General features: G+C 62.4%; 24 protein-coding genes. 9 read left to right on the top strand and 15 right to left on the bottom strand.

Annotation, left to right across the window (positions count from 1 at the left end; genetic code table 11):
* Nucleotides 1–2: 2 nt before the first annotated feature.
* The 9 genes from RYH70_RS04925 to cyoA form a co-directional block, all read right to left on the bottom strand.
* Nucleotides 3–593, bottom strand: a complete 591-nt coding sequence (locus RYH70_RS04925; RefSeq protein WP_317009861.1) for an anthranilate synthase component II — start codon at nucleotides 591–593, stop codon at nucleotides 3–5.
* Entirely contained in the window at nucleotides 593–2,083 is a 1,491-nt protein-coding gene (gene trpE / locus RYH70_RS04920; protein WP_026949651.1) for an anthranilate synthase component I, read from the bottom strand. Before trpE ends, RYH70_RS04925 begins: the two co-directional genes overlap by 1 nt.
* A 246-nt stretch (nucleotides 2,084–2,329) precedes the next feature.
* Nucleotides 2,330–2,890 carry a response regulator transcription factor gene (locus RYH70_RS04915; RefSeq protein ID WP_022994123.1) on the bottom strand — a complete coding sequence of 187 codons (561 nt, stop codon included), beginning with the start codon at nucleotides 2,888–2,890 and terminating at the stop codon, nucleotides 2,330–2,332.
* Nucleotides 2,874–4,229 carry an ATP-binding protein gene (locus RYH70_RS04910; protein ID WP_022994124.1) on the bottom strand — a complete coding sequence of 452 codons (1,356 nt, stop codon included), beginning with the start codon at nucleotides 4,227–4,229 and terminating at the stop codon, nucleotides 2,874–2,876. The genes RYH70_RS04915 and RYH70_RS04910 overlap by 17 nt, the downstream gene beginning before the upstream one ends.
* A 39-nt stretch (nucleotides 4,230–4,268) precedes the next feature.
* The gene (locus tag RYH70_RS04905) at nucleotides 4,269–5,024 is read right to left on the bottom strand and encodes an SURF1 family protein (RefSeq protein ID WP_231504737.1); all 756 of its coding nucleotides are present in this window, start codon (nucleotides 5,022–5,024) and stop codon (nucleotides 4,269–4,271) included.
* A complete protein-coding gene (gene cyoD / locus RYH70_RS04900; RefSeq protein ID WP_022994126.1) occupies nucleotides 5,021–5,410 on the bottom strand; it encodes a cytochrome o ubiquinol oxidase subunit IV in 390 nt (129 codons plus the stop codon). Before cyoD ends, RYH70_RS04905 begins: the two co-directional genes overlap by 4 nt.
* Nucleotides 5,407–6,036: a cytochrome o ubiquinol oxidase subunit III gene (gene cyoC, locus RYH70_RS04895; RefSeq protein ID WP_022994127.1), complete on the bottom strand. Its 630-nt coding sequence runs from the start codon at nucleotides 6,034–6,036 to the stop codon at nucleotides 5,407–5,409. Before cyoC ends, cyoD begins: the two co-directional genes overlap by 4 nt.
* Nucleotides 6,029–8,032, bottom strand: coding sequence for a cytochrome o ubiquinol oxidase subunit I (cyoB, locus tag RYH70_RS04890; RefSeq protein WP_022994128.1), 2,004 nt, complete (start codon nucleotides 8,030–8,032; stop codon nucleotides 6,029–6,031). The genes cyoC and cyoB overlap by 8 nt, the downstream gene beginning before the upstream one ends.
* Before the next feature lie 68 nt (nucleotides 8,033–8,100).
* A complete protein-coding gene (cyoA, locus tag RYH70_RS04885; RefSeq protein WP_231504736.1) occupies nucleotides 8,101–9,138 on the bottom strand; it encodes a ubiquinol oxidase subunit II in 1,038 nt (345 codons plus the stop codon).
* Nucleotides 9,139–9,244: 106 nt separating this feature from the next.
* Here cyoA and RYH70_RS04880 point away from each other — a divergent pair, with 106 nt between their 5' ends.
* Complete coding sequence (locus RYH70_RS04880) at nucleotides 9,245–10,558, top strand: MFS transporter (RefSeq protein WP_022994130.1); 1,314 nt, start codon at nucleotides 9,245–9,247, stop codon at nucleotides 10,556–10,558.
* Between the two features lie 51 nt (nucleotides 10,559–10,609).
* Here the strand turns inward: RYH70_RS04880 and RYH70_RS04875 are convergent, their stop codons facing one another.
* Nucleotides 10,610–11,722, bottom strand: coding sequence for an NADH:flavin oxidoreductase (locus RYH70_RS04875; protein ID WP_317009860.1), 1,113 nt, complete (start codon nucleotides 11,720–11,722; stop codon nucleotides 10,610–10,612).
* A 149-nt stretch (nucleotides 11,723–11,871) separates the two neighbouring features.
* Here RYH70_RS04875 and RYH70_RS04870 point away from each other — a divergent pair, with 149 nt between their 5' ends.
* Nucleotides 11,872–12,333 carry a winged helix-turn-helix transcriptional regulator gene (locus RYH70_RS04870; RefSeq protein WP_116027709.1) on the top strand — a complete coding sequence of 154 codons (462 nt, stop codon included), beginning with the start codon at nucleotides 11,872–11,874 and terminating at the stop codon, nucleotides 12,331–12,333.
* 1 nt (nucleotide 12,334) lies between these two features.
* Here RYH70_RS04870 and RYH70_RS04865 read toward each other — a convergent pair whose 3' ends face one another.
* The 5 genes from RYH70_RS04865 to RYH70_RS04845 are packed head-to-tail and all read right to left on the bottom strand — an operon-like array spanning nucleotide 12,335 to nucleotide 16,050.
* A complete protein-coding gene (locus RYH70_RS04865) occupies nucleotides 12,335–12,874 on the bottom strand; it encodes a C40 family peptidase (protein ID WP_022994133.1) in 540 nt (179 codons plus the stop codon).
* Nucleotides 12,875–12,896: 22 nt separating this feature from the next.
* Nucleotides 12,897–13,691 carry a DMT family transporter gene (locus RYH70_RS04860; RefSeq protein WP_022994134.1) on the bottom strand — a complete coding sequence of 265 codons (795 nt, stop codon included), beginning with the start codon at nucleotides 13,689–13,691 and terminating at the stop codon, nucleotides 12,897–12,899.
* Nucleotides 13,692–14,366 carry a ribulose-phosphate 3-epimerase gene (gene rpe, locus RYH70_RS04855; RefSeq protein WP_022994135.1) on the bottom strand — a complete coding sequence of 225 codons (675 nt, stop codon included), beginning with the start codon at nucleotides 14,364–14,366 and terminating at the stop codon, nucleotides 13,692–13,694.
* A gap of 32 nt (nucleotides 14,367–14,398) precedes the next feature.
* Entirely contained in the window at nucleotides 14,399–15,064 is a 666-nt protein-coding gene (gene murU / locus RYH70_RS04850; RefSeq protein WP_116027708.1) for an N-acetylmuramate alpha-1-phosphate uridylyltransferase MurU, read from the bottom strand.
* A complete protein-coding gene (locus RYH70_RS04845) occupies nucleotides 15,064–16,050 on the bottom strand; it encodes an aminoglycoside phosphotransferase family protein (protein ID WP_317009859.1) in 987 nt (328 codons plus the stop codon). The genes murU and RYH70_RS04845 overlap by 1 nt, the downstream gene beginning before the upstream one ends.
* A gap of 174 nt (nucleotides 16,051–16,224) precedes the next feature.
* Between RYH70_RS04845 and RYH70_RS04840 the strand changes: the two genes are divergently transcribed.
* The 7 genes from RYH70_RS04840 (at nucleotide 16,225) to RYH70_RS04810 (ending at nucleotide 25,048) form a co-directional block, all read left to right on the top strand.
* Nucleotides 16,225–18,498: an LPS-assembly protein LptD gene (locus tag RYH70_RS04840; RefSeq protein WP_317009858.1), complete on the top strand. Its 2,274-nt coding sequence runs from the start codon at nucleotides 16,225–16,227 to the stop codon at nucleotides 18,496–18,498.
* Nucleotides 18,491–19,789 carry a peptidylprolyl isomerase gene (locus RYH70_RS04835; protein WP_116027706.1) on the top strand — a complete coding sequence of 433 codons (1,299 nt, stop codon included), beginning with the start codon at nucleotides 18,491–18,493 and terminating at the stop codon, nucleotides 19,787–19,789. Before RYH70_RS04840 ends, RYH70_RS04835 begins: the two co-directional genes overlap by 8 nt.
* Nucleotides 19,786–20,763 (top strand): 4-hydroxythreonine-4-phosphate dehydrogenase PdxA, encoded by a 978-nt coding sequence (gene pdxA, locus RYH70_RS04830; RefSeq protein WP_284455132.1) that lies wholly within the window; start codon nucleotides 19,786–19,788, stop codon nucleotides 20,761–20,763. The genes RYH70_RS04835 and pdxA overlap by 4 nt, the downstream gene beginning before the upstream one ends.
* Nucleotides 20,760–21,533, top strand: coding sequence for a 16S rRNA (adenine(1518)-N(6)/adenine(1519)-N(6))-dimethyltransferase RsmA (rsmA, locus tag RYH70_RS04825; RefSeq protein WP_055099693.1), 774 nt, complete (start codon nucleotides 20,760–20,762; stop codon nucleotides 21,531–21,533). The genes pdxA and rsmA overlap by 4 nt, the downstream gene beginning before the upstream one ends.
* 48 nt (nucleotides 21,534–21,581) lie before the next feature.
* Nucleotides 21,582–21,971, top strand: coding sequence for a Co2+/Mg2+ efflux protein ApaG (apaG, locus tag RYH70_RS04820; RefSeq protein WP_097058385.1), 390 nt, complete (start codon nucleotides 21,582–21,584; stop codon nucleotides 21,969–21,971).
* Nucleotides 21,972–22,043: 72 nt separating this feature from the next.
* Nucleotides 22,044–22,856, top strand: coding sequence for a symmetrical bis(5'-nucleosyl)-tetraphosphatase (locus RYH70_RS04815; protein WP_022994143.1), 813 nt, complete (start codon nucleotides 22,044–22,046; stop codon nucleotides 22,854–22,856).
* A gap of 269 nt (nucleotides 22,857–23,125) precedes the next feature.
* Complete coding sequence (locus RYH70_RS04810) at nucleotides 23,126–25,048, top strand: PrkA family serine protein kinase (RefSeq protein ID WP_014993340.1); 1,923 nt, start codon at nucleotides 23,126–23,128, stop codon at nucleotides 25,046–25,048.
* Nucleotides 25,049–25,131: the final 83 nt, after the last annotated feature.

Below are 25,131 nucleotides of genomic sequence, written 5' to 3'. Positions count from 1 at the left end.
TGTTATTGCCCCCCGTGCTCGAGAAAGTTCTTCAACATGGCGTGGCCATGCTCGGTCAGAATCGACTCTGGATGGAACTGCACCCCTTCCAGGGGCAGCTCTTTATGCCGCATGCCCATGACCTCTTCCATTTCGCCCTGCTCATTCTCGGTCCAGGCGGTGATTTCAAAACATTCGGGCAGTGTCTCCCGGGCCACCACCAGGGAATGATAGCGAGTGGCGGTGAACGGGCTCGGCAGGCCGGCGAACACCCCCTGGCCGGTATGGTGCACCGACGAGGTCTTGCCGTGCATCACTTGCCCGGCACGCACCACCTCTCCACCGAACGCCTGCCCCAGGGACTGATGTCCCAGACAGACGCCGAGAATCGGCAGCTTGCCGGCGAAATGGCGAATCGCCTCCACGGAAATACCGGCCTCGTTGGGCGAGCAGGGCCCCGGCGAGATCATCAGCCGGTCCGCCCCCACCGTCTCCATCCCGGCCAGATCAATCTGGTCATTACGATGCACCAGCACCTCGGCCCCCAGTTCCTGCAGGTACTGGACCAGGTTATAGGTGAAGCTGTCATAGTTATCGATCATCAAGACCCGCATCAGCGTTCCCCCTCGTCCAGATTAAGCCCGCCCAGGGCCATGTTCACCGCGCGGAATACGGCACGGGCCTTGTTCATGGTCTCTTTCCATTCCAGATCGGGCTGGGAATCCGCCACCACTCCGCCGCCGGCCTGCACGTAAAGCCGGCCGTCCTTGACCACCGCGGTGCGGATGGCGATCGCCATGTCCATGTCGCCATCGAAGCCGATATAGCCCACGGCGCCGCCGTAGACACCGCGCTTGGTGGGTTCCAGTTCGTCGATGATTTCCATGGCGCGGATCTTCGGCGCGCCGCTCAGGGTGCCGGCGGGGAAAGTGGCCCGCAGCACGTCCAGCGGCCCCAGTTCCGGGCGCAGTTTGCCTTCCACGTTGGAGACGATATGCATCACGTGGGAATAGCGCTCCACCGCCATTTTCTCGGTCAGCTTCACCTCCCCTGGCTTGGCCACCCGGCCGACATCGTTGCGGCCCAGATCGATCAGCATCAGGTGTTCGGCCAGTTCCTTCGGATCCGCCAGCAGTTCCTCTTCCAATTCCCGGTCCCGCTCCGGCGTTTCCCCCCGTTTGCGGGTACCCGCGATGGGCCGCACGGTGACGGTATCGCCCTCGACCCGGGTGAGAATCTCCGGCGAGGAGCCGGCGATGTGAAAATCTTCCAGGTCCAGATAGAACATGTAGGGGGAAGGGTTGAGATAGCGCAAAGCGCGATAAAGATCCATGGCCGGTGCCGGGAATTCACAGCTCATGCGCTGCGCTGGCACCACCTGCATCACATCTCCCGCCAGGATGTATTCACGAATCGTTTCCACCGCCTGGCCATGCCGGTCGCGGGGAAACTCAGAGACGAAATCCTCTTCTCCCACCGGTTCGCCATAGCGATGGTGGCCGGGCTCGGACAACGGCGCCCGCAGCTTCGCCTCCAGCTCGTCCAGACGGCGCAGCGCCCGGCCTTCGGCGTGGCTGTCCGCCGGGTCCACCTGCACGATCAGGAACAGGCTGCCGCGCAGGTTATCGAACACCACCACTTCCTCGGAGCGCATCAGCAGGATATCCGGTACGCCGAGCACATCCTCCCCCGGCGCCGGCCCCAGACGCGGCTCGAAGTAGCGCACGCTGTCGTAGCCGAAGTAGCCCACCAGACCACCGTTGAAACGGGGCAGACCGGGGATCTCCGGGGTGTTGTATTCCTGCCGGTAGGCCTCGATCCAGGCGATCGGATCCGGCACGTCCAACTGGCGCTCGCCGTCGGCATCGGTAATCAGAATGCGCTGGCCGTGGATGCGGATCACCTCCGCCGCTGGCAGGCCGATCATGGAATAGCGCCCCCAGCGCTCCCCGCCCTGCACGGATTCGAACAGGTAGCTGTAGGGCCCGGCGGCCAGTTTGCGATAGGCGGACAGCGGCGTGTCCAGATCCGCCAGCACTTCGCGTACCACCGGTACGCGGGTGTAACCCTGGCGGGCATACTCATCCAGATTTCGTGGTGACATGGTGGTCCCCGATCTTGATACAGACGACAGATTGTAGACGGAAATAAAACGCGAGGGGTGCCGCTATCGGCAGTAGAAGCGGCAAGCGAAGAGCGTCACCATCGCCAGGCGGCGACGGAACGGGGCAGGAACTTGATTTGGAGGTCGGTGCGGCTCACCGGCTTTCCTTCGGCTTTTTGTATTGAGACCGGATTCTAGGACGTGCTGGGCCGGGGCGCAACACGCCCCGGCGAATAGCGTGCCGCCCTACTTCACCTGCTGTTTGCCCAGCTTGCGGGCCAGGGTGCGGCGATGCATGCCGAGCCGGCGCGCGGTTTCGGAAATGTTGAAACCGGTTTCCGCCAGGGTTTCGTGGATGCGCTCCCACTCGAGGGTCTTGATCGAGGTCGGCCGTCCCACCACTTCCACCTCGGTGCTGCCGTCGGCACGATGAAACGCGGCTTCGATGTCATCGGTATTGGAAGGCTTGGCGAGGTAATGGCAGGCGCCGAGCTTCACCGCCTCCACCGCGGTGGCGATACTGGCGTAACCGGTCAGCACCACGATCAGCATATCCTCATCATGGGCGTGCAAGGCCTGGACGCAGGACAGCCCGGTGGCCTCCCCCTTCAGCTTGAGATCCACCACCGCGTAACGGGGTGAGTGACTCTCCAGCAGCGTCATCATCGATTCCATGCCATCGGCACTGATCACCGCGTACCCGCGGCGCTCGAAAGAGCGGGCCAGGGTGCGGGCAAAGGGGGCATCGTCCTCGACAATCAACAGGGTGTCCGCGCTGTCTTCATGCTGGTTATGCTCGTTCACCATGCTCCTCCTCCAGGGCAATCGCCGATAGTGGCAACGTCAGCGTCACTTCGGCACCTTTGTGCGGCCGGTTGCGGGCGGTGAGGTTACCCCCCAGGGTACGCGCCACATTAACCACCAGGAACAGCCCCAGGCCGCTGCCGGGGCGCCCCTTGGTGGATTGATAGGGACGGCCAATACGGCCAAGCATCTCCTCGCTGAAGCCCGGCCCCCGGTCCAGAACCGTCAGTATCAGGGATTCGCCGTCACGGCTCACCTGCAGCCCCACCCAGTCACGGGAGGCTTCCAGGGCATTATCCAATACATTGCACAAACTTTGTTTGAGCGCCGAGTCGGAAACGATATCCATATCCTCGCCAAAGGCGTTGTGATAATCGAACCCGGTCACCGGGCGGGTGGCCCGCCACTCTTCCACCAGCTCGTCCAGGAAAGCATGCACGGTGGTTTCTTCCGAGGACTCACCCCGGGCTTCACCGGCGGACAGCAAAATACCGCTGACGATGGACTTGCAGCGCAGCACCTGGGTCTGCATTTCGGTGATCTCGTCGAGCAGATCCGGATCGGATTTGAACACCGGCATATGCCGCCAGTCCCCCAGGATCACCGACAGCGTCGCCAGCGGCGTCCCCAGTTCGTGGGCGGCGCCGGACGCCAGCAGCCCCATGCGAACGATGTGCTCCCCCTCGGCGGCGCGCTGACGCAGATCCGCCAGCCGCGCGTCCCGCTCGCGCCGGTTGCGGGTAATACGGCTGATGAAAATCACCAGCAGCACGGCGTTGAGAACAAAGCAGATCAACATCCCCTGGATATACAGACTCAGCGGCCCCCGTTCGTAATCCGGCGGCATCACCAGGGGCAGCCCGGCGAATTCCAGCCAGACGAAGCAGCCCGCGGTCACCAGCAGGATGGTCCAGGTGGACCACGCCTCCAACAGCACCGCGGCCAGCACCACTTGCAGCAGATACAGGAAAATAAAGGGGTTGGTGGCGCCACCGCTGGCGTAAAGCTGCATCGTCAGTGTCGCCACGTCCACCAGCAGCGCCAGGAACAGTTCACCGTTGCTGACATCCCGGCGCAACCACCGCAGCCGCAACATGCTGAGCAGGTTGAACCCAATCAGCCCCGCCAGCACCGCGAGCATGAACGCCATCGGCAACGAAATGCCAAAACCGTACCGCACCAGCAGTATGGTGCCGATCTGACCCAGCACGGCGATCCAGCGCAGTTGGATCAACTGCTGCATGTTCTTGCGCCCGGTGGCGTCACCGTCGTCGGTCTCGCGTTGCGCCGGAATCGGCTGGGGGCTTTGCACCGCCGCCGCGGCCCCCTTCGTGGCTGTCATCGTCACCTTCTCCTGAGAGGTTGGCCCCTGAACAGGCTCCTAGTGCCGTGACCGCAGTTCCTCACGAAGCACGAACACAGCGCCCGCGGCCACCATCAAGGCAAGGGTATACCAGGTGACCGCATAGACCAGGTGATTGTTGTGAAAAGAGACCACGGTCAGCCCGCCCACCGGTCCCTCCGCCGGCGCCGGCCCGGCATCCGCATCGACGAAGTACGGTGCCACCCGGGTCAGGTCATGGGTCCGGGCAATGGCGGCCACATCCCGGGAGTACCAACGGCTCTCCGCGGGGACATTGTCCCGCAAAAAACCGCCGCCGGGCTCGCTCAAGCGCAGCAGGCCGCTGACCCGCACCTTGCCTTCGGGGGTCCAGGCGCCGGCGGCGGCCCGGTCGCGCTGTTGCTGGGGAACATAGCCGCGGTTGATCAGCACCACGGTGCCGTCGTCCCGTTTCAGCGGGGTCATCACCCAGTAGCCACTGCCCAGCTCGGTGCTGGCCTGGACCAGGGAGATGCGATCGGAAAGGAAGGTGCCGCTGAGCTGAACGTGCTGATATTCATACTCTTCGCGGCTGATTCGCGGCCACTCGGCGGGGCCCGGGGCGGGCACCGCCGGAGCGTCCACGCGGCTGGAGACGCGTTCGATCAGGTCCAGTTTCCAAGCCCGGCGCTCCACCTGCCAGTTGCCCAGGAACACCAGCCCGATGAACGCGGCCACCGCCACCAGCATCCACGCCAGCCGCGCCGCCCGGCGCGGGCGGCTCACGGCGGGCCGTGGGCGCGAGGGTTGGTTCACTGTCCGTGCACCGATTCCATCAGGCCGGGCATCATGTTGACGTTAAGGTGGTACATCACCCACAACGACCCCGCCAGGGTGATGAATACCATCACCGCGGTGAAGATCAGAGCCAACATGTTCCAACCGCCTTCGGATTGGAAGTTCATGTGCAGGAAGTAAATCATGTGCACCACGATCTGCACCGCGGCGAACCCCAGAATCACCAGGGCGGTGGTGCTGGAGGTCTCGAACACGCCGCCCATCACGATCCAGAACGGGATCGCGGTGAGGATCACCGACAGGATGAAACCGATCATGTAGCTTTTGAAATCGGCGTGCGGCAGCTCGTCGCCATGGTGTTCGTGGGCGTGATGCTCGTGAACGTTGTCGTGATGTTCGCTCATACCAGCACTCCCATCAGATAGACGAAGGTGAATACACCGATCCAGACCACGTCCAGGAAGTGCCAGAACATGGACAGACAGGCCACGCGACGCTTGTTCTCCGGAATCAGGCCATGCTTGCGCAATTGGAAGCACAGAGTAACCAGCCAGACGATACCGAAGAACACGTGCAGACCGTGGGTGCCCACCAGAGCAAAGAACGAGGTCAGGAAGGCGCTGGTTTGCGGGCCCGCGCCTTCATGGATCAAATGCGCGAACTCATACAATTCCAGGCTCAGGAAGCCGACACCGAACAAGCCGGTGATCAGCAACCAGCCGATGGTGCCGCGCACCCGGTTCTTCTGCATCTCCAGCATGGCGAAGCCATACGTGATGGAGGACAGCAGCAGCAGCGCGGTGTTCATCGCCACCAGCGGCAGATCGAACAGCTCGGCGCCGGTGGGGCCGCCGGCATAGCTGCGGCCCAGAACCCCATAAGTGGCGAACAGAGAAGCGAAGATCAGACAGTCGCTCATCAGATACAGCCAGAAACCCAGCATCGTGCCCGTCTGCGGGTGATGCTCCTCGGTCTCGTAGAACTGCAGCGGCTGCCCTTGCGCTTGTTGAGTTTGAGTCGTATCAACCATGGTTCGCGAGTACCCGTGTCCGTTCCGCTTCCACGCGCACTACCTCTTCCACCGGAATGTGGTAGTCGCGGTTGTAGTTGAAGGTGTGGCCGATGGCCACCACCAGCAGCCCCAGGAAGGACACGCCGGCCAGCAGCCACATATGCCAGATCAGCGCGAAGCCCAGCACCGTGCTGATGCCCGCCAGAATGATCCCGGCCCCGGTATTCTTGGGCATGTGGATCGGCAGGAAACCGCTCTCCGGACGCTTGTAGCCGTGCTGCTTCATCTGCCACCAGGCATCCAGATCGTGCACACGCGGGGTGAACGCGAAGTTGTAAGCCGGCGGCGGCGAGGAGGTGGACCACTCCAGGGTACGGCCATCCCAGGGATCACCGGTTTCGTCACGCAAGGACTCCCGGCGCATGAAGCTCACCACCAACTGAATCAGGAAGGCGGCGATACCGATGGCGATCAGCACGGCGCCGAACGCGGCCACCTGGAACCAGATCTGCAGGGACGGATCATCGAATTGGCTCATGCGGCGGGTCACGCCCATCAGGCCCAGTACATACAACGGCATGAAGGCGAAGTAGAAGCCGGTCAGCCAGAACCAGAACGAGACCTTGCCCCAGAACGGGTCCAGCTTGAAGCCGAAGGCTTTCGGGAACCAATAGGTGATCGCCGCCAGCATGCCGAACAGCACACCGCCGATGATCACGTTATGAAAGTGGGCGATCAGGAACAGGCTGTTGTGCAGCACGAAGTCCGCCGGCGGCACCGCCAGCAGCACCCCGGTCATGCCACCAATGACAAAGGTAACCATGAAGCCCACGGTCCACAGCATCGGCACGTCGAAGCGGATACGGCCGCGATACATGGTGAACAGCCAGTTGAACACCTTGGCCCCGGTGGGGATCGAGATGATCATCGTGGTGATCCCGAAGAACGAGTTCACACTGGCTCCCGACCCCATGGTGAAGAAGTGGTGCAGCCATACCAGGTAGGACAGCACGGTGATCACCACGGTGGCGTAGACCATGGAGGCATAGCCGAACAAACGCTTGCCGGAGTAGGTGGAAACGATCTCGGAGAACACACCGAACGCCGGCAGAATCAGGATGTACACCTCGGGGTGACCCCAAATCCAGATAAGATTGATGTACATCATGGCGTTGCCACCCAGATCTTCGGTAAAAAAGTTGGTACCGAGATAGCGGTCCAGGGTCAGCATCGCCAGTACGGCGGTCAGCACCGGGAAAGCGGCCACGATGAGCACGTTGGTGCAAAGAGCAGTCCAGGTGAACACCGGCATTTTCATCATGGTCATACCCGGCGCCCGCATCTTGACGATGGTCACCAACAGGTTCACGCCCGATAGGAGGGTACCGACACCCGCGATCTGCAAGGCCCATATGTAGTAGTCCACCCCGACGCCGGGACTCTTGTCTATGCCCGCCAGGGGTGGGTAGGCCAACCAGCCGGTCTTGGCGAATTCACCGATGAACAGGGACACCATGACCAGCACGGCGCCGGAGGTGGTCATCCAGAAGGAAAAGTTATTGAGGAACGGGAAGGCCACGTCGCGGGCCCCGATCTGCAACGGCACCACGTAGTTCATGATGCCGGTCACCAGAGGCATGGCGACGAAGAAGATCATGATCACACCATGGGCGGTAAAGATCTGATCATAGTGATCCGGCGGCAGGTAACCGGCGGAGTCGCCGAAAGCCCAGGCCTGCTGGATGCGCATCATGATGGCGTCGGCGAAGCCGCGCAGCAGCATCACCAGGGCCAGAATGATATACATGATGCCGATCTTTTTGTGGTCGATGCTGGTGAACCATTCCCGCCACAGGTAACCCCAAAGGCGGAAATAGGTCAGCGCGCCCAGCAGCGCGATACCACCGAGGACCACCGCGGCGAACGTGGCGATCAGGATCGGCTCATGATAGGGAATCGCCTCCCAGGTGAGGCGACCGAAAATGAGCTTGGTCAGGTCGATTTGATCAAACATTTTGCACACCGACGCCCAAGGCGCTTCATGAAAGGTGTATCGGAACGATGGAAGACCGTGTCATTCCATCACTGATGCTGTTCGTGCCCGGCGGCATGGTCACCATGACCACCGTGGCCTTCAGCCTTGTCGGCCTTGTCACCGCCATGACCACCGTGGTGGCCACCGTGACCAAACATCATCATGTCTTTCATACACATCGTGCCGGGCTCCACGCAGAGATTCAGGATCGCGTCGTAGAGCGTGGGATCCACCTCGGCATAATAGTGTACGGGCTCGCGCTCGCTCGGCTTCTCCAACTCCCGATAAACGTCGCGATCCAGGGTGCCGCCCTCGGCGGCGACTTTCGCCACCCACTCATCGAAGCCGGCTTCGCTCAGGCCATGGAACTTGAAGCGCATGTGCGAGAAACCGGCGCCGCTGTAGTTGGCGGAGAAACCGTCGTAGACGCCCTCTTCATTGATCACCCCATGCAGCTTGGTTTCCATGCCCGCCATGGCGTAGATCTGGCCGGCCAGCGCCGGGATGAAGAAGGAGTTCATGGTGGACGAGGAGGTGATCTTGAAGCGGATCGGACGGTCCACCGGCGCCGCCAGTTCATTGACCGTGGCGATGCCCTGTTCCGGGTAGAAGAACAGCCATTTCCAGTCCAGGGAGACCACTTCCACCACCAGCGGCTCCATGTCCTCGGGCACCGGCTTGCCCGGCGCGATGCGATCCAGCGGGCGATACGGGTCCAGTTTATGGGTACTGACGTAGGTCATCGCCCCAAGGGCGATAATAATCAACAGAGGCACGCCCCAGATCACCAGTTCCAACACCGTGGAATGGTCCCAATCCGGCTTGTAGGTCGCTTCCTTGTTGGAAGAACGGTAGCGCCAGGCGAACAACAGAGTAAGGATGATGACGGGCACGATCACCAGAAGCATCAACACCGTGGCCCAGACGATCAGATCACGTTGTTGGGCGGCCACATCACCGGATGGTGACATGACCACTGCATCACACCCCGCCAGCAAAGCGACGGCGGCGGCCAGTGACATCCCGCGTACTAGCTTGAGAATTGGCATTGCCGAGTATTGTAAGTAGTCCAGGGTGCCGCGCACTGTACGCCTCCAGCCCGGAATGTTGAATTGGACATTTTGTCCAATGGTGTCACGATATCGAGAAAGTGATTATGATCGGTTGGACTTGATTCCGTGAGGTACAGCAATGATAACAACTAACGACGCCGCCGCCGTGCCCTCCTACTCTTCCGCTCCCGAGGCCCATCAGGCCGTGGCGCCGAACGAGATCGCCGTGGGCGTGGTGATCGGGCGCACCTCAGAGTACTTCGACTTCTTTGTTTATGGAATAGCCTCGGTTCTGGTGTTCCCGTCGGTGTTTTTTCCCTTCGCCGGCCGCCTGGAGGGTTTGCTGTACGCCTTCACCATTTTTTCCTTCGCCTTCATCGCCCGCCCCTTCGGTACCGCGCTGTTCATGACCATCCAGCGCCACTGGGGCCGAAGCGTCAAACTGACCGCCGCTTTGTTCCTGCTCGGCACCGCCACCGCGGGCATCGCCTTCCTGCCCGGCCACGCGGTACTGGGTGGCTACGCCATCCTGGTGTTGTCGCTGCTGCGTATTTTGCAGGGGCTGGCCTTGGGCGGCTCCTGGGACGGCCTGCCCTCCTTGCTGGCGCTGAACACGCCGAAAAACCGCCGCTCCCGCTTCGCCATGATCGGCCAGCTGGGCGCCCCTATCGGTTTCCTGGTGGCCAGCGTCCTGTTCCTGTTTCTGTATATGAGCCTGTCCACCGAGGATTTCCTTGGCTGGGGCTGGCGCTATCCGTTCTTCGTGGCGTTCGCCATCAACGTGGTGGCCCTGTTCGCCCGCCTGCGGCTGGTGTTGACCCATGAGTACACCGCGGCGCTGGAAGAGAGCGAGCTGGAACCTCTGAGCACGCGCAAAATGTTGCAAGAACAGGGCTACAACATCTTCATTGGCGCCTTTGCCGCCCTGGCCAGCTACGCGCTGTTCCACCTGGTGACCATCTTCCCGCTGTCCTGGATCGTACTGAACGGCTCCCAGAATGTGCCGGATGTCCTGATCGTGCAGGCCATCGGGGCAATCCTGGCGATTTTCGGCACCATCGCCTCCGGCTGGATCGCGGAACGGATCGGCAAACGCAACACCGTCGGCTCGCTGGCGGTGCTGATCGGGATCTTCAGTCTGTTCACCCCGCTGCTGATGGACGGTAACGCGGTACAGCAGGATATCTTCATTCTGGTCGGCTTCGTTCTGCTGGGTCTGTCCTACGGCCAGGCTTCCGGCACCGTCACCGCCAACTTCCAGCGCCGCTTCCGCTATACCGGAGCGGCATTGACCTCCGACTTCGCCTGGCTGTTCGGCGCCGCCTTCGCGCCACTGGTGGCACTGGGGCTGTCGGCCAAATTCGGCCTGGCTTATGTCAGCGTTTATCTGCTGTCCGGGGTGATTTGCACGCTGCTGGCGCTGCGTATCAACAAGTCACTGGAAGCAAGTTAAGGTTGTCGCACCCTCTCCCTTCAGGGGAGAGGGTGCATCAGCGAGGGCGAATCAGCTGAGCGAACCCAGCGCTTTCTTGGTGAAGATCTCGATCTCCTCCTCGCGGCCTTCCCGCATTTTGATCAGCCAGTTCGGATCCTGCAGCAAGGCCCGGCCCACGGCGATCAAATCGAATTCATCGCTCGCCATCCGCCGTTCCAGCTCCTCGATACCCACCGGGTTGGCGGTGCCACCCATACCCTGATTGTTATGGCCGATGAAATCGTCATCCAGGCCCACACTGCCCACGGAAAGGGTCGGCTTGCCAGTCAGCTTGCGGGTCCAGCCAGCCAGATTGAGGTCGGAACCTTCGAATTCCGGCACCCAGAAGCGGCGGGTGGAGGCGTGGAACAGATCGACGCCAGCGTCCACCAGCGGGGTCAGAAAGCGCTCCAGTTCCTGCGGCGTGGTGGCCAACCGGGCCTCATAATCCTGCTGCTTCCACTGGGAATACCGCAGTACGATTGCGAAGTCCTCGCCCACCGCCTCACGCACCGCGCGCACGATGTCCGCCACGAAACGCCCGCGGTTGTCCATGTTGCCGCCGTATTGGTCATCCCGCTGATTGGTGCCTTCCCAGAAGAACTGATCGAGCAGATAGCCGTGTGCCCCGTGGATTTCCACACCATCGAACCCCAGATCCCGGGCGTGGCGGGCGGATTCGGCGAAAGCCCGGATAACGTCGTCGATGTCTTCCAGGGTCATGGCATGGCCGCTCTCCTTACCCGGCTTGAACAGACCGGAAGGGGAATAACCGGGCACGTCCTTGTCCGGGCCAACACCGGGCCGGCGCACCGCCCCCACGTGCCAGAGCTGGGGAATAATGGCGCCGCCGGCCTGGTGGACCTGGTCCACCACCCGCTTCCAGCCGGCCAATGCCAGCTCACCATGAAAAGCCGGTACCCGTTCGTAACCGTTGGCCGCCACATGGCCCACGGTGGTGCCCTCGGTAATGATCAGCCCCACCTCGCCTTCAGCGCGGCGGCGGTAGTAAGCGGCCACATCCTCATTAGGAATGTAGTCCGGAGAAAAATTGCGCGTCATCGGCGCCATGGCCACGCGGTTACGCAGCTTCAGGGACTTGTGTTCAAACGGACGCAACAACGCGTCCAGCGAGGTACTCATAGCCTGTTCTCCCGAGTCGTGGCGGCCCCGGCCGCCGTCCAATTTGGTTGCAGATCGCAACCGTAAACCAGGACGGTTTCATCATGCAACCGTTTTGGATAGAATGAAGCGGCTCTTATATATGCCAAATGCCTTGGAGGGCTGCGCCCGTGACCCGCAAACGCTTTGACGACCTGGACTGCTCCGTGGCCTGCGCCCTGGATCAAGTGGGCGACTGGTGGTCACTGCTGGTGGTCAAGGAAGCCATGCTCGGCACCCGCCGTTTCGTCGACTTTCAGCAGCGGCTGGGCATCGCCAAGAACATCCTCTGCAACCGCCTCAATCGACTGGTGGACAGCGGCGTGATGAGCAAGGTGGATGCCGGCGAGCACGGCACCCGCTACGAGTACCGGCTCACCGACAAGGGCCGCGACCTGTTCACGGTGATTGCCGCGCTGCGGCAATGGAGCGAACGCTGGAACGGCAATCGGGACGATCTGCGGCTGGTGGACCGGATCAGCGGACACCCGATCCGCCAGCTCCGCGTGGAAAGCGATGACGGCCAGCCCCTTACCGTCCGCGATGTACGTTTCGAGGATGCCGGGGCCGAACGTCTGGCGAAGGACGCCTGAGTCAGAAGCGCGTTTCGATACGGCGGGCGGTCCAGTAATGGGAACGCCAGTAGACATTATCCAGCGACGAAACCATCACTCCGCGGCTGGTGGAAGCGTGCATGAAACGGCCGTGGTTCATATAGATCCCCACATGACGAACCCCCCGGCCGGTACGGAAGAACACCAGATCGCCGGTCTGTAACTGATCCTTGGCCACTTTCTCCCCTACCCTTGCCTGCTGGTCCGTGGTACGCGGCAGACGCACCCCCAAACGATCGTGAAAGGTGAGAAACACGAATCCGGAGCAATCAACCCCCTTGCGGGACATCCCGCCCAGCCGGTAAGGCGTGCCTTCCCATTCCTGCAGCTGCGCGCTGAGCAAAGCGTGCACCATCCCTGGATTGGCCATATCCACGGAGTAATCCTCCATCGATACGGTCTGTTCCGGGTCGGCGTGGCTACCCGGCTCCGGCTCGTTTCGATCTTCCACCACCACCGGCCGGCTGGCACAACCGGCCAGCAGCATACACAACAGCGTCACTCCGCTTACCAGGCGCATTCGATAGTCCGCTTCTTCCTCGTCAAAAGGGTAGCAGCGCCACCCATAACGGCACCACCGCGCCGTAGGCAACGACGATGGCCGGGTGCAGCTTCTGCAACGCCCGCTGCATCAACCAATAGGAAAGGATACTGGTGAAAACCGCCAGGTAAACCAGCCGCCACCAATGATCCCAATGCCATTGCGCCACCTCCGGTAACCGCGTGACGCCCACCAGGCAGAGCAGCACGCCGGCGAACAGCAAGCTCCAGAAAGTGGTGGTAGCCGCCGCGGCGGGCAACCAGTTCCGCAAAATAGCCCCACGGGACAACACCGCGTAGCCGATCACCGCCGCGCAGCCGAGCAAATAGATCTGGCTTCCCGGCCGCGCCAGCAGCGCCATCAGGTCGGTGGGCACCGGCAGGATCAAATACTGGATCACCAGATACAACACCACGGCGAACCCCGCCAGCGGCACCGGGTGCAGATACTCCCGGTTGGCATACCAGGCCAGGATCGCGGTCCCCGGCGGCGACAGCAGATACAACAGAGACAACTCGACGCTGCCAACAGTTCGCAAAGCCTGGAACTGCGCCCAGAAAAACACCGCCAGCAGCGCGCCAAGGATCGCCCAGATGATCAAACGGCGCGGATTGAGCGCCACCCGGGCGGCCGCCGGAACCAATAGCAGCGCGGCGATCAGAAACCGCACCCCGGTCAGAGGCAGCGGGTGCGCGTCCCGAACCAGATATTCCGCGGTGGGAAAGGAAGTCCCGATCAGCAACGACCACACCAGCATTTCGCCATGCCCGGCGGCACGGGTGCTGATGCCGCTCATTCAGGCCCGGGCCAGTTCGGCGCGCATCTGTTCGATCACCGCGCCATAGTCGCTCTTGCCGAAAATGGCGGACCCGGCGACAAAGGTATCGGCGCCGGCGGCGGCCACATCGCGGATATTCTTCTCCGACACGCCGCCATCGACCTCCAGACGGATCGGCCGCTCTTGCCGATCGATCAGGGCGCGCACCTGCTCGATCTTCTTGAGGGTGCCGGGAATGAACTTCTGCCCGCCGAAGCCCGGGTTCACGCTCATCAGCAGGATCATGTCGAGCTTGTCCATGACGTATTCCAGGCACTCCGGCGTGGTCGCCGGATTCAACACCAGCCCGGCCTGGCAGCCGGCATCCCGGATCAGTTGCAGGGAGCGGTCCACATGACGGGAGGCTTCCGGGTGAAAGGTGATCATGGAGGCACCGGCGTCGGCGAACATGCCGATCAGATCGTCCACCGGCGACACCATCAGGTGCACGTCGATGGGCGCTTCGATGCCATGTTTGCGCAGCGCCTGGCACACCATCGGACCGATCGTCAGGTTCGGCACATAGTGGTTGTCCATGACGTCGAAATGAATCACGTCGGCGCCGGCGGCCAGTACCGCCTCGCATTCCTCTCCCAGGCGGGCGAAATCCGCCGCCAGGATGGAAGGCGCGATCCAGGGGGTTTGCTTACCCATCAAGTTCTCCAGCACCGCCCGGCCCCGCGGGCTCAGGCGCGTAAAAAGTGATCCAGCTGTTCCAGCCGCCGCGGGGTTCCGATGTCCCACCACTGCCCCCGGTGATGCTCGCCGCCGACCCGCTCCGCCGTCATGGCCGAGCGCAGCAGCGGCGCCAGCTTCTGCTCGCCGGATGCCAGACCGTGAAACAACGCCGGATGCAGGCAAGCGATGCCCGCGTAAGTCAGCCGCGAGGCGCCATTATCCCGTACCCGGCCCTGCTCTGTTAAATGGAAATCCCCGTCCGCGTGGTGTGACGGGTTATCCACCAGAACCAAATGCGCGTGGTCGGCCGCCAGATCCAGGTGCAGGCGGCTGAAATCGTAATCGGTCCAGATGTCGCCATTGACCAGGGCGAACGGCTCATCGCCGAGCATCGGCAAGGCGCGCAGAATACCGCCGGCGGTTTCCAGCGGGGTGCCTTCATGGGACCAACTGATATGCACACCGAAACGCTCGCCGTCCCCCAGCCGCGCCGGCAGTTGCCCGCCCAGCCAGCCGGTATTGATCACCAGTTCGCGGAACCCGGCGCGGGCCAGCCCTTCGATCAGATATTCGATCAACGGCTTGCCGCCCGCCTCCAGCAACGGTTTGGGGGTATGGTCGGTGAGTGGCCGCATGCGATTGCCATAGCCCGCCGCCAGGATCATCGCCCGCATCAGGGACACTCCCATTCGTCCAGCAGCCGTCCCAGGTCCGCCAATTCCGGGCGGCGGCCGATCACGGTACGCAGGTAAGTGAAAAAGCGGGGTACATCCTTCACATAACCCGGCTTGCCGTCCCGGTGCAGAATCCGGGCAAAGATCCCGATCACCTTCAAATGACGCTGGGCCCCCATCAGGTCACACCAGCGCAGGAAAACATCGAACTCCGGCAGCGGCAGCCCGGCGGCCAGGCCGCGCTGATGGTATAGCCGCAGCCAGTCCAGCACCCGCGGCTCGGGCCAGCTGATGAACGCATCCTTGAACAGACAAATCGGGTCGTAACTGATCGGGCCGAGCACCGCATCCTGGAAGTCGATGACCCCCGGATTGGGCTCGGTCACCATCAGATTGCGTGGCATATAGTCCCGATGCACGAACACCCGGGGCTGTTCCAGAGCCGACGCCACCAGCAGATCAAACACCCGGTGCAGACGCTCCTGCTGTTCGCCGGTGGGTATCAAGGACCGCTCACGCTGCAGATACCACTCCGGGAACAGCGTCAGTTCCCGGCGCAACAGCGCCTCGTCATAGACCGGCAGGCCGTCGGCATCGGCATGAACCTGCATGCGCACCACGGTATCGATGGCCTGACCAAACCAGGCGTCGGCATTGCCATCATTCAGGGTCCGCAACCAGGTGTCGGTGCCGAGGTCATCCAGCAACAAATAGCCACGGGGCAGATCACTGGCACGAATCCGGGGCACATTGACGCCGGCATCGGCCAGCCGCCGGGCCACATCGACAAAGGGCCGGCAGTCTTCCCGCGGCGGCGGCGCGTCCATGGCCACCAGCGAGGCCTGCCCCAGCGAATACCGAAAATAGCGGCGGAAACTGGCATCCTCGGACGCCGGCACCCCTCTCACCGCCTCGCCGGTCTGTTCACCGACCCATTGGTCCAACGCCAACTTGCGCGGATCCCGATCATCCTTCTCTGGCTGCATTGCCCATCCCATTCGTTTACACTGCGGCGATTGACGAAGACTACCGTGTCGCCCTGTTTCCTGCCCCGAGGTGGCCCCGACCCGAGCGCCGGCATCGGGAAACACCGGGACAAATCCCGGCCAACGGGGGCGTCCAGCGGTTAAAACGGCCTTTTTACCTGTTCTGAGCAGCCGATGCCACTGCACTCACGACTGATGTTTTCCTGCCTGGTACTGGGGTTCGCCAGCACCGCGGCAGCCAAGGACGATCTGAACTGGGTTGACCGTGAGGCAATGAACGAGCTTCCCGAGGTGCTGCAGCGCCCCATTCCGGTGTGGTGCGGCGGCATCTATTACAACCCCCGGGTCGGCCCGCGGGCGGAAGCCAGCGATACCATCATTACCGCCGATCAGACCAGCGCGTCCGAGGACGGCCTGATCGAAATGAGCGGCGACGTCCTGATCGAGCAGCCCGGTTCCCGGGTGGTCACCAATTCCGCTTTGTTCGACCGCAGCAGCGGCAAATTCGAAGTGGACACCCCGTTGCGTCTGGAGTCCAACCAATTCACCTTTCTCGCCGATTCCATGAGCGGCCAGACCAGCAGCCGTCAGGTCAGCCTGGGCAATGCCCGCTATTCCCTGTTCGGCCCCGGCGCTCACGGCTCCGCCGAGTATATTGATCAGGTCAGCAACCTGACCTCGGTGTTCAACGGCACCTATACCACCTGCCCGCCCGGCTCCAACAGCTGGCGTCTCTCCGGCGAGCAGATCCTGCTGGACCGGGACAAGGGCTGGGGCGAGGCGCGCAACGTGGTGTTGCGAGTAAGAGACGTACCGCTGTTCTATCTGCCCTGGATCACCTTCCCCATCGATGACCGGCGCAAGTCGGGGTTGCTGTTTCCCACCATCAGCACCAGCGACAACGGCGGCCTGGACTTCTCCCAGCCGATCTACCTGAACCTGCACCCGCAGATGGACGCCACCGTCGCCCCGCGTTATGTGGACGGCCGTGGCGCCGGCCTGGAAACCGAGTTTCGCTACCTGAGCCGCTATGGCCAGGGGCAGATCAGCTACGGTGTGCTGTTCCAGGACCGGGAGTTCGACGACCAGGACCGTGAGCTGGCGGCCTGGCGCCACGACGGCTCCATCGGCCGCTGGGGCCTGCACGTGGACATGAATTACGTGTCCGACGACTTCTACTTCAAGGATCTGGATACCGGCTTGCAGGTGAGTTCCCAGACCCACCTGCCACGGGTTGGGGAGCTGCGCTACTACGGCCGCACCTGGCAAGCGCTGGGCCGGCTCCAGGCCTGGCAAACCATCGACCCGACGCTGGCGGATGATCTCCACCCCTATCGCCGGCTGCCACAGCTGCAACTGACCGGCAGCCCGCATCTGGTCGGCCCGCTGCGGATGTTATGGCTCAGTGACGTCACCGCTTTCGACCGCAGCGACAAGGACACCAGCAACAACCCCACCGGAGTGCGCATGCACGCGCAACCGGCGCTGTCCGCCCGGATGGAGAACAGCTGGGGTTACGTCGAGCCCAGAGCACGCCTGTACCACACCCGCTATCAACTGGATGATGGCGGTCCCAGCGGCAGCGAACCCTCCCTCAACACCTGGGGTGCCAGCCTCGACGCCGGCATGTTCTTCGAGCGCTCCACCAACCTGTTCGGCCGTGGCTATACCCAGACCCTGGAACCCCGGGTGTTCATCAACAAGGTCGCCTACGAGAACCAGGACGATCTGCCGGATTTCGATGCCGGCGAACTGACCTTCTCCTACAACACCCTGTTCCGGGAAAACCGCTACATTGGTTATGACCGCATCGGTGATGAAGAGAAGATCGCGGTGGGCTTGACCAGCCGTTTCCTGCGCGACGACGATGGCCGCGAGCAACTGCGTCTGCGCGTCGGCCAGGGCTACTACCTGGACGACCGCAGGGTGCAACTGGACGGCACCGGAGAAGACACCGCCGATCAGACACCGGCGGTGGCCGATATGCGATGGAACTTTGGCCGCGATTGGTACCTCTATTCCGAAGGCCAATGGGATACCTCCGGCGGCCAGCGCCAGCGCTCCACCCTGCGGCTCGGCTACAACGACCGCGAGCGGCGGATTTTCAACCTGGGCTTCCACGACCGCCCGGAGGATAATCTGCGGCAATCGGAAGTCGCGGCGATCTGGCCGATCCACCGTAACTGGCGGCTGATCGGCCGCTGGATGTACGACGTGGAAAACCACCGCACCCAGGAAACCCTGGCGGGCGCGGAATACCGAAACTGCTGCTGGCGGGTACGACTGGTGAGCCAGCGGGAACTCTACGACGATGATGGGGACGGCACCCTTGAGCCGGACTCCACCGTGATGTTGCAGATCGAAATGACCGGACTGGGCGGCTTCGGCGGGCGAGTGGACTCACTGCTGGAGCGCAGCATTTCCGGATACAGGAGAGAATATGAATAGGGCTTTGTCGACGTTACTGACCGTCTGTCTGTGTCTGGGCCTGGCAGTCAATGCCCAGGCACAGGTGCGGATCCTTGACCGCATTGTCGCGGTGGTCAACGACGGCGCCATCATGGAAAGTGAGTTGCAGTCCCGGGTTGCCGCCATCGTTGGTCAGTTCGAGGCGGACAACCGCCCCCTGCCCCCGGCCCAGGTGCTGCGCGAGCAGGTGCTCGACCGCATGGTCATTGAGCGCATCCAGCTGCAACTGGCGGAGCGCGGCGGCATCCGCGTGGATGACGGCAGCCTCAACCAGGCGCTGACCGGCATCGCCCAGCAGAACAACATGGACCTGGAACAGTTCGCCAACATGGTCCGTGCCGACGGCTACTCCTGGGCCGAGTTCCGCGAGCAGGTGCGCGATGACATGGTCATTTCCCGTCTGCAGCAACGCTCCGTCTCCTCCCGGGTACGCATCACCGACCGGGAAGTGGACCGTTTCCTCAGTTCCGACCTGGGCCGGCGCATGTTCGCCGCCGATTTCCATCTTGGCCATATTCTGGTGCAAGTACCCAGCGGCGCGTCTCCGGATCAGATCGAACAGGCCCGGAACAAAGCCGACGGTATCGTTCAGCGTCTGCGCGGCGGCGCGGACTTCGCCGAAACCGCGGTGGAACAGTCGGACGGCCCGCAAGCACTGGAAGGCGGCGACCTGGGATGGCGGCCGGCGGCCCAGTGGCCAACCCTCTTCGCCGAGACCGCCATTGATATGCAATCCGGCGATATCTCCGAGCCGTTGCGCTCCGGAGCCGGTTTTCACATCCTCAAAATGATCGAGCGTCGTGGCGGAGGGGGCGAGCACGTGGTTACCCAGTACCGGGTACGGCATGTGCTGGTTCAATCCGACGCTCTGACCACCGACAATCAGGCCCGGGCCGAAGCCCAGCGCCTCCATCAACAGGTGGTCAGCGGCAGTGTCAGCCTCGCCGATGTGGCCCGCGAGCATTCCGATGACCCCGGCAGCCGCAATCAGGGTGGTGAGCTGGGATGGGTCACGCCTGGCCAGATGGTGCCGGAATTCGAGCAAATGATGAAATCCACCCCGGTGGGCCAGGTGTCTCCGGTGTTCCAGACCCAGTTCGGTTACCACTTCCTGCTGGTGGAAGAGCAACGTGAAGCGGACATGAGCGACGAATTCCGCCAGATGCGTGCCCGCCAGGCCCTGCAAAAACAACGATTCGACGAGGAACTGCAAACCTGGCTGCAGGAAAAGCGGGCGGAAGCCTACGTCGATATCCGACTGGATCAATGACCGCGCCGATCGTCATCACCAGCGGCGACCCGGCGGGTATCGGCCCGGATCTGATGCTGGATCTGCCGCGCCGCTATCCCGACACCGCCCTGGTAGTGCTGGCGGATCGGCGGGTGTTGCACGATCGGGCCCGGTCGCTAGGTTTGCAGGCCACCTGGCCACAATGGCAACCTGGCGACGCCCCACCCGCCAGCCCGGCGCTTTGGCACTGCCCCGCCGGCGCCCCCGTGACTGCCGGCCAACCGGACCCGGCCACCGCCTCCGGCACCCTGACAATGCTCGGGCGGGCCGCCCGGGGTTGCCTGGACGGCCAGTTCTCCGCCCTGGTCACGGCACCAGTGGCCAAAAGCATCATCCGTGAAGGCGCCGATCCGGCGTTTACCGGGCACACCGAATTCTTCGCCGAGCAAGCCGGCGTGGATCAGGTGGTGATGATGCTGGCCGCCAAGACCCTGCGCGTGGCCCTCGCCACCACTCATTTGCCGCTGTCCCAGGTGGCGGCGGCGATCACCGGGCCCACGCTGGAAACCACATTGCATATCCTGTGCCAGGACTTGCATGACAAATTCGCTATCGACTCGCCTCGTATTCTGGTCCTCGGGCTGAACCCGCACGCCGGCGAAGGCGGCCATCTGGGGCGGGAGGAGCTCGAGATTATCGAGCCGGCGCTGGAGAGGCTGCGCCGGCAAGGTTTGCGGCTCACCGGGCCAGTGCCCGCCGACACCGCCTTCCAACCGGAGCTGCTGGCGCGGCATGACGCGGTGCTGGCCATGTACCATGACCAGGGTCTGCCGGTGCTCAAATACGCCGGCTTCGGCGAAGCCGTGAATATCACCCTGGGGTTGCCGTTCATCCGCACTTCAGTGGACCACGGCACCGCCTTCGATCTGGCCGGCAGCGGGCGTATCCGCGCCGGCAGCCTGCATGCCGCCATCGACCTGGCTCTGGAACTGGTGGAGAAACGTTCCTCATGACCGAACACCGCGCCCGCAAACGCTTCGGGCAGCACTTTCTGCATGACCCGGGCATCATCGATCGTCTGGTCCGCACGGTGGCCCCCATGGCCGGCCAGAAGCTGGTGGAAATCGGCCCCGGACGCGGCGCGCTCACCTATCCACTACTGGAACAGGTGACGCATCTGGACGTGGTGGAACTGGACCGTGACCTGATCCACTTACTGCGCGAGGCGGTACCCGAGGAACGTCTGACCATCCATCAGGCGGACGCCCTGCGTTTCGACTTCCGCCCCCTGGCCGGCGACCTCAAGCTGCGGGTGGTGGGCAATTTGCCGTACAATATTTCAACCCCCTTGATCTTCCACCTGCTGGAACAGGCGGAAGTGATCGGCGACATGACATTCATGTTGCAAAAGGAGGTGGTGGACCGGCTCACCGCGGCGCCGGGCACGGGTGATTACGGCCGGCTGTCGGTGATGGTGCAATACCACTGCCAGGCGGATTATCTGTTCTTCGTGCCCCCGGGCGCGTTCCAGCCGCCGCCCAAGGTGGATTCCGCCGTGGTCAGACTGACCCCGCACGCCACCGCGCCCTGGCCGGCCCGGGATCCGGTCTATCTTGGCAAACTGGTCAACCAGGCCTTCACCCAGCGCCGCAAGGCGGTGCGCAATGCGCTGAAGACCCTGGTGGAACCGGACATTTTCGATGCCCTGGGCATCGACCCCGGCCTGCGTCCCGATCATCTTTCGGTGGCGGATTACGTCGCGCTGGCCAACGCCACCGGCTGACGGCGGAGGACGCCGCCCACCGGGTTTCCGACCCCGCGAGAGGGAATCATGAGCGACAGTAACAACGATGCCTACCGCATCGAGGTGTTCGCGGAAAGCGAGTACCTGCCGGAGCAAAGCGACGCCGACCAGAAGCGCTGGGCGTTCGCCTACCACATCCGCATCATCAACCGCGGCAGCCAGGGCGCGCGCCTGCTGACCCGGCACTGGATCATCACCGACGGCGATCAGCGCGTACAGGAAGTCCACGGCGAAGGCGTTCTCGGCCAGCAGCCGGAGCTGGCGCCGGGCCAGGAGTTCCAGTACTCCAGCGGCGCCATCCTGGAAACCGCCGTCGGCAGCATGCGCGGCAACTATCAGATGCTGTCCGAGGACGGCACCTGCTTCAATGCGCCGATCCCGGCTTTCACCCTGGCCGCCGATCGAGCCTTGCATTGAACCCCGGCGGCGGAAGCGGCACCCTGACCGACTCCGAATAACCACCCATAGCGAGCCTGACGGAATTTTCCCATGAGCACCTACGCCATCGGCGACATCCAGGGCTGTCTGGGCCCCTTCGAGGCCCTGCTGGAGCGGATTCGCTTCAAGGCGGACCGCGATCAACTGGTCCTGGCCGGGGACCTGGTCAATCGCGGCCCGGACTCGCTCGGCACCCTGCGGCGAATCCATGACTTGCGGGACAATGTCCTCACCGTACTGGGCAATCATGATCTGCACCTGCTGGCGGTGGCCCACGGGCAGACACACGCCAGGAGCAAGGATACCCTGGCGGCGATCCTTGAGGCGAAGGACCGGGACACCCTGCTGGACTGGCTGCAGCGCCAACCGCTGCTGATCGACCTGCCCGAATTCAACGCGGTGATGGCCCACGCCGGCATGCCCCCGCTATGGAGCCTGGAACAAGCCCGTGAACGGGCCGGGGAAATCACCGCGGTACTCGCCGATGGCGAGCAGGCGAGCACCTTTTTCGCCCATATGTATGGCAACGAACCAGCGGGATGGCGTGATGACTTGCAAGGTCCGGAGCGGTGGCGAGTGATCACCAACCATTTCACCCGCATGCGCTTCGTCAACGATGCCGGTGAACTGGATCTGGGCAGCAAAGGCGAAGCGGATCAGCCGCCCGAGGGCTATATGCCCTGGTTTGAACATCCTCGCCGGCGCGACCTGGGCCGTCGCATCCTGTTTGGTCACTGGGCGGCCCTGGAAGGCCGGGCCAGCGCCAATGACGTGGAACCCCTGGATACCGGCTGCGTATGGGGCGGCCAGCTTACCGCACTGCGCCTGGAAGACGGCCTCCGTATCGCTTGCCAGTGCCGTTGATCCTCCCTCCTCCCCTCTTTTCATGACGTTCCGGCGGTGACCGAATTCGGCTCCGCCGGTTCATTCCATCGCTGCAAAAAAAACAAAATTTTTTTTCGGCTTGGCTTTGACTCAGACTTTGTTTTGGCGCCATGCTAAAGACAAGGCCGGTCACCGACATCCCGTGACGGGATTCCCTGATCTTCGCGCCGCATCCATTTCGTTAAGGGTTTATTTTCATGTAGAAAGTGACGGCTTGACATTCAAGCGCCGCCAGGAGGGAGTGAGGAATGAGCATTATCAGCCATTATCAGGCCCGGTTTGACGCCACTCAGCAGGAGGAGTTGTCCCTGGAGGAGTATCTGGCGCTCTGCAAGAGCGACCCCAGCGCCTACGCCAGCGCTCCCGAGCGCATGCTCATGGCGATCGGTGAGCCTGAACTGGTGGACACCTCCAAGGATCCACGGCTTTCCCGGATCTTTTCCAACAAAATCATCCGTCGCTATCCCGCCTTCGACGAATTCTACGGCCTCGAAGAGGTCATCGAGAATATCGTCAGCTACTTCCGCCACGCCGCCCAGGGGCTGGAAGAAAAGAAACAGATTCTCTACCTGCTCGGCCCGGTTGGCGGCGGCAAATCCTCCCTGGCGGAGAAACTCAAGGCGTTGATGCAGAAGGTGCCGTTCTACGCCATCAAGGGATCGCCGGTGAATGAGTCCCCTCTGTCCGTGTTCGACGCCGACGAGGACGGTCCCATTCTGGAAGAGGAGTACGGCATTCCGCGCCGTTACGTGCGCACCATCATGTCGCCCTGGGCGGTCAAGCGTTTGCATGAATACGGTGGTGATATCAGCCAGTTCCGGGTGGTGAAATGCTACCCCTCCATACTGGATCAGATCGCCATATCGAAAACCGAACCCGGCGACGAAAACAATCAGGACATCTCCGCTCTGGTGGGCAAGGTGGACATCCGCAAGCTGGAGGATTTCTCCCAGGATGACCCGGATTCCTACGCCTTCTCCGGCGGCCTGTGCCGGGCCAATCAGGGCCTGATGGAATTCGTCGAGATGTTCAAGGCGCCGATCAAGGTGCTGCACCCGCTACTCACCGCCACCCAGGAAGGCAACTACAACGGCACCGAGCACATGGGCGCGATTCCCTTCGATGGCATCGTGCTGGCCCACTCCAACGAAGCCGAATGGCACACCTTCAAGAACAACAAGAACAATGAGGCGTTCATCGACCGCGTCTACATCGTCAAGGTGCCTTACTGCCTGCGCGTCACCGAAGAACAGATGATTTACGAGAAGCTGTTGCGCAACTCCAGTCTGCGTGATGCCCAGTGCGCCCCGGACACGCTGCACATGCTGGCTCAGTTCTCGGTGTTAACGCGGATCAGCGAACCGGAAAATTCCAGCATTTACTCCAAAGTGCGCGTTTACGACGGCGAGAACCTGAAGGACGTGGACCCGAGAGCCAAGTCGATTCAGGAATACCGGGATATGGCCGGCGTCGACGAAGGCATGGACGGCCTGTCCACCCGTTTCGCCTTCAAGATCCTCTCCAAGGTGTTCAACTTCGATCACTCCGAGATAGCGGCCAACCCGGTGCACTTGATCCACGTTCTCGAACAGCGCATCGAACAGGAGCAGTTCCCCCAGGAACGCCAGGAGCAATTCCACCGCTTCATCAAGGAGTACCTGGTTCCGCGTTACGTGGAATTCATCGGCAAGGAAATCCAGACCGCGTATCTGGAATCCTACTCCGAGTACGGGCAAAACATTTTCGACCGCTATGTTACTTACGCCGACTTCTGGATTCAGGATCAGGAATTCCGGGATCCGGATACCGGCGAAATATTCGATCGCCAATCACTCAACGAGGAACTGGAAAAGATCGAAAAGCCGGCGGGCATTTCCAACCCGAAGGACTTTCGCAACGAGGTGGTCAACTTCGTGCTGCGGGCGCGGGCCAACAACAGCGGCCGCAATCCAAGCTGGCTCAGCTATCAGAAGCTTCGTGATGTCATCGAGAAGAAAATGTTCTCCAACACCGAGGAGCTGTTGCCGGTCATTTCCTTCAACCCGAAAGGCAGCGAAGAGGATCGCCGCAAGCACGACAACTTCGTCAAACGCATGATGGATCGCGGCTACACCGAGAAACAGGTTCGGCTGCTGTCCGAATGGTACCTGCGGGTCCGCAAGGCGCAATAAAGGGCAATGAATAGTGAACAGTGAATAGTGGCGCGGGGCTGGCCGGATTGGAATCCGGCCCTCTGCCCGCGAAGCACAGTCCC

This window comes from Alloalcanivorax xenomutans (assembly GCF_032810065.1).
GTDB classification, from domain to species: Bacteria; Pseudomonadota; Gammaproteobacteria; order Pseudomonadales; family Alcanivoracaceae; genus Alloalcanivorax; species Alloalcanivorax xenomutans.
The sequence above is the reverse complement of the archived record's forward strand: the minus strand, read 5'-3'. Positions and strand labels throughout refer to the sequence as shown.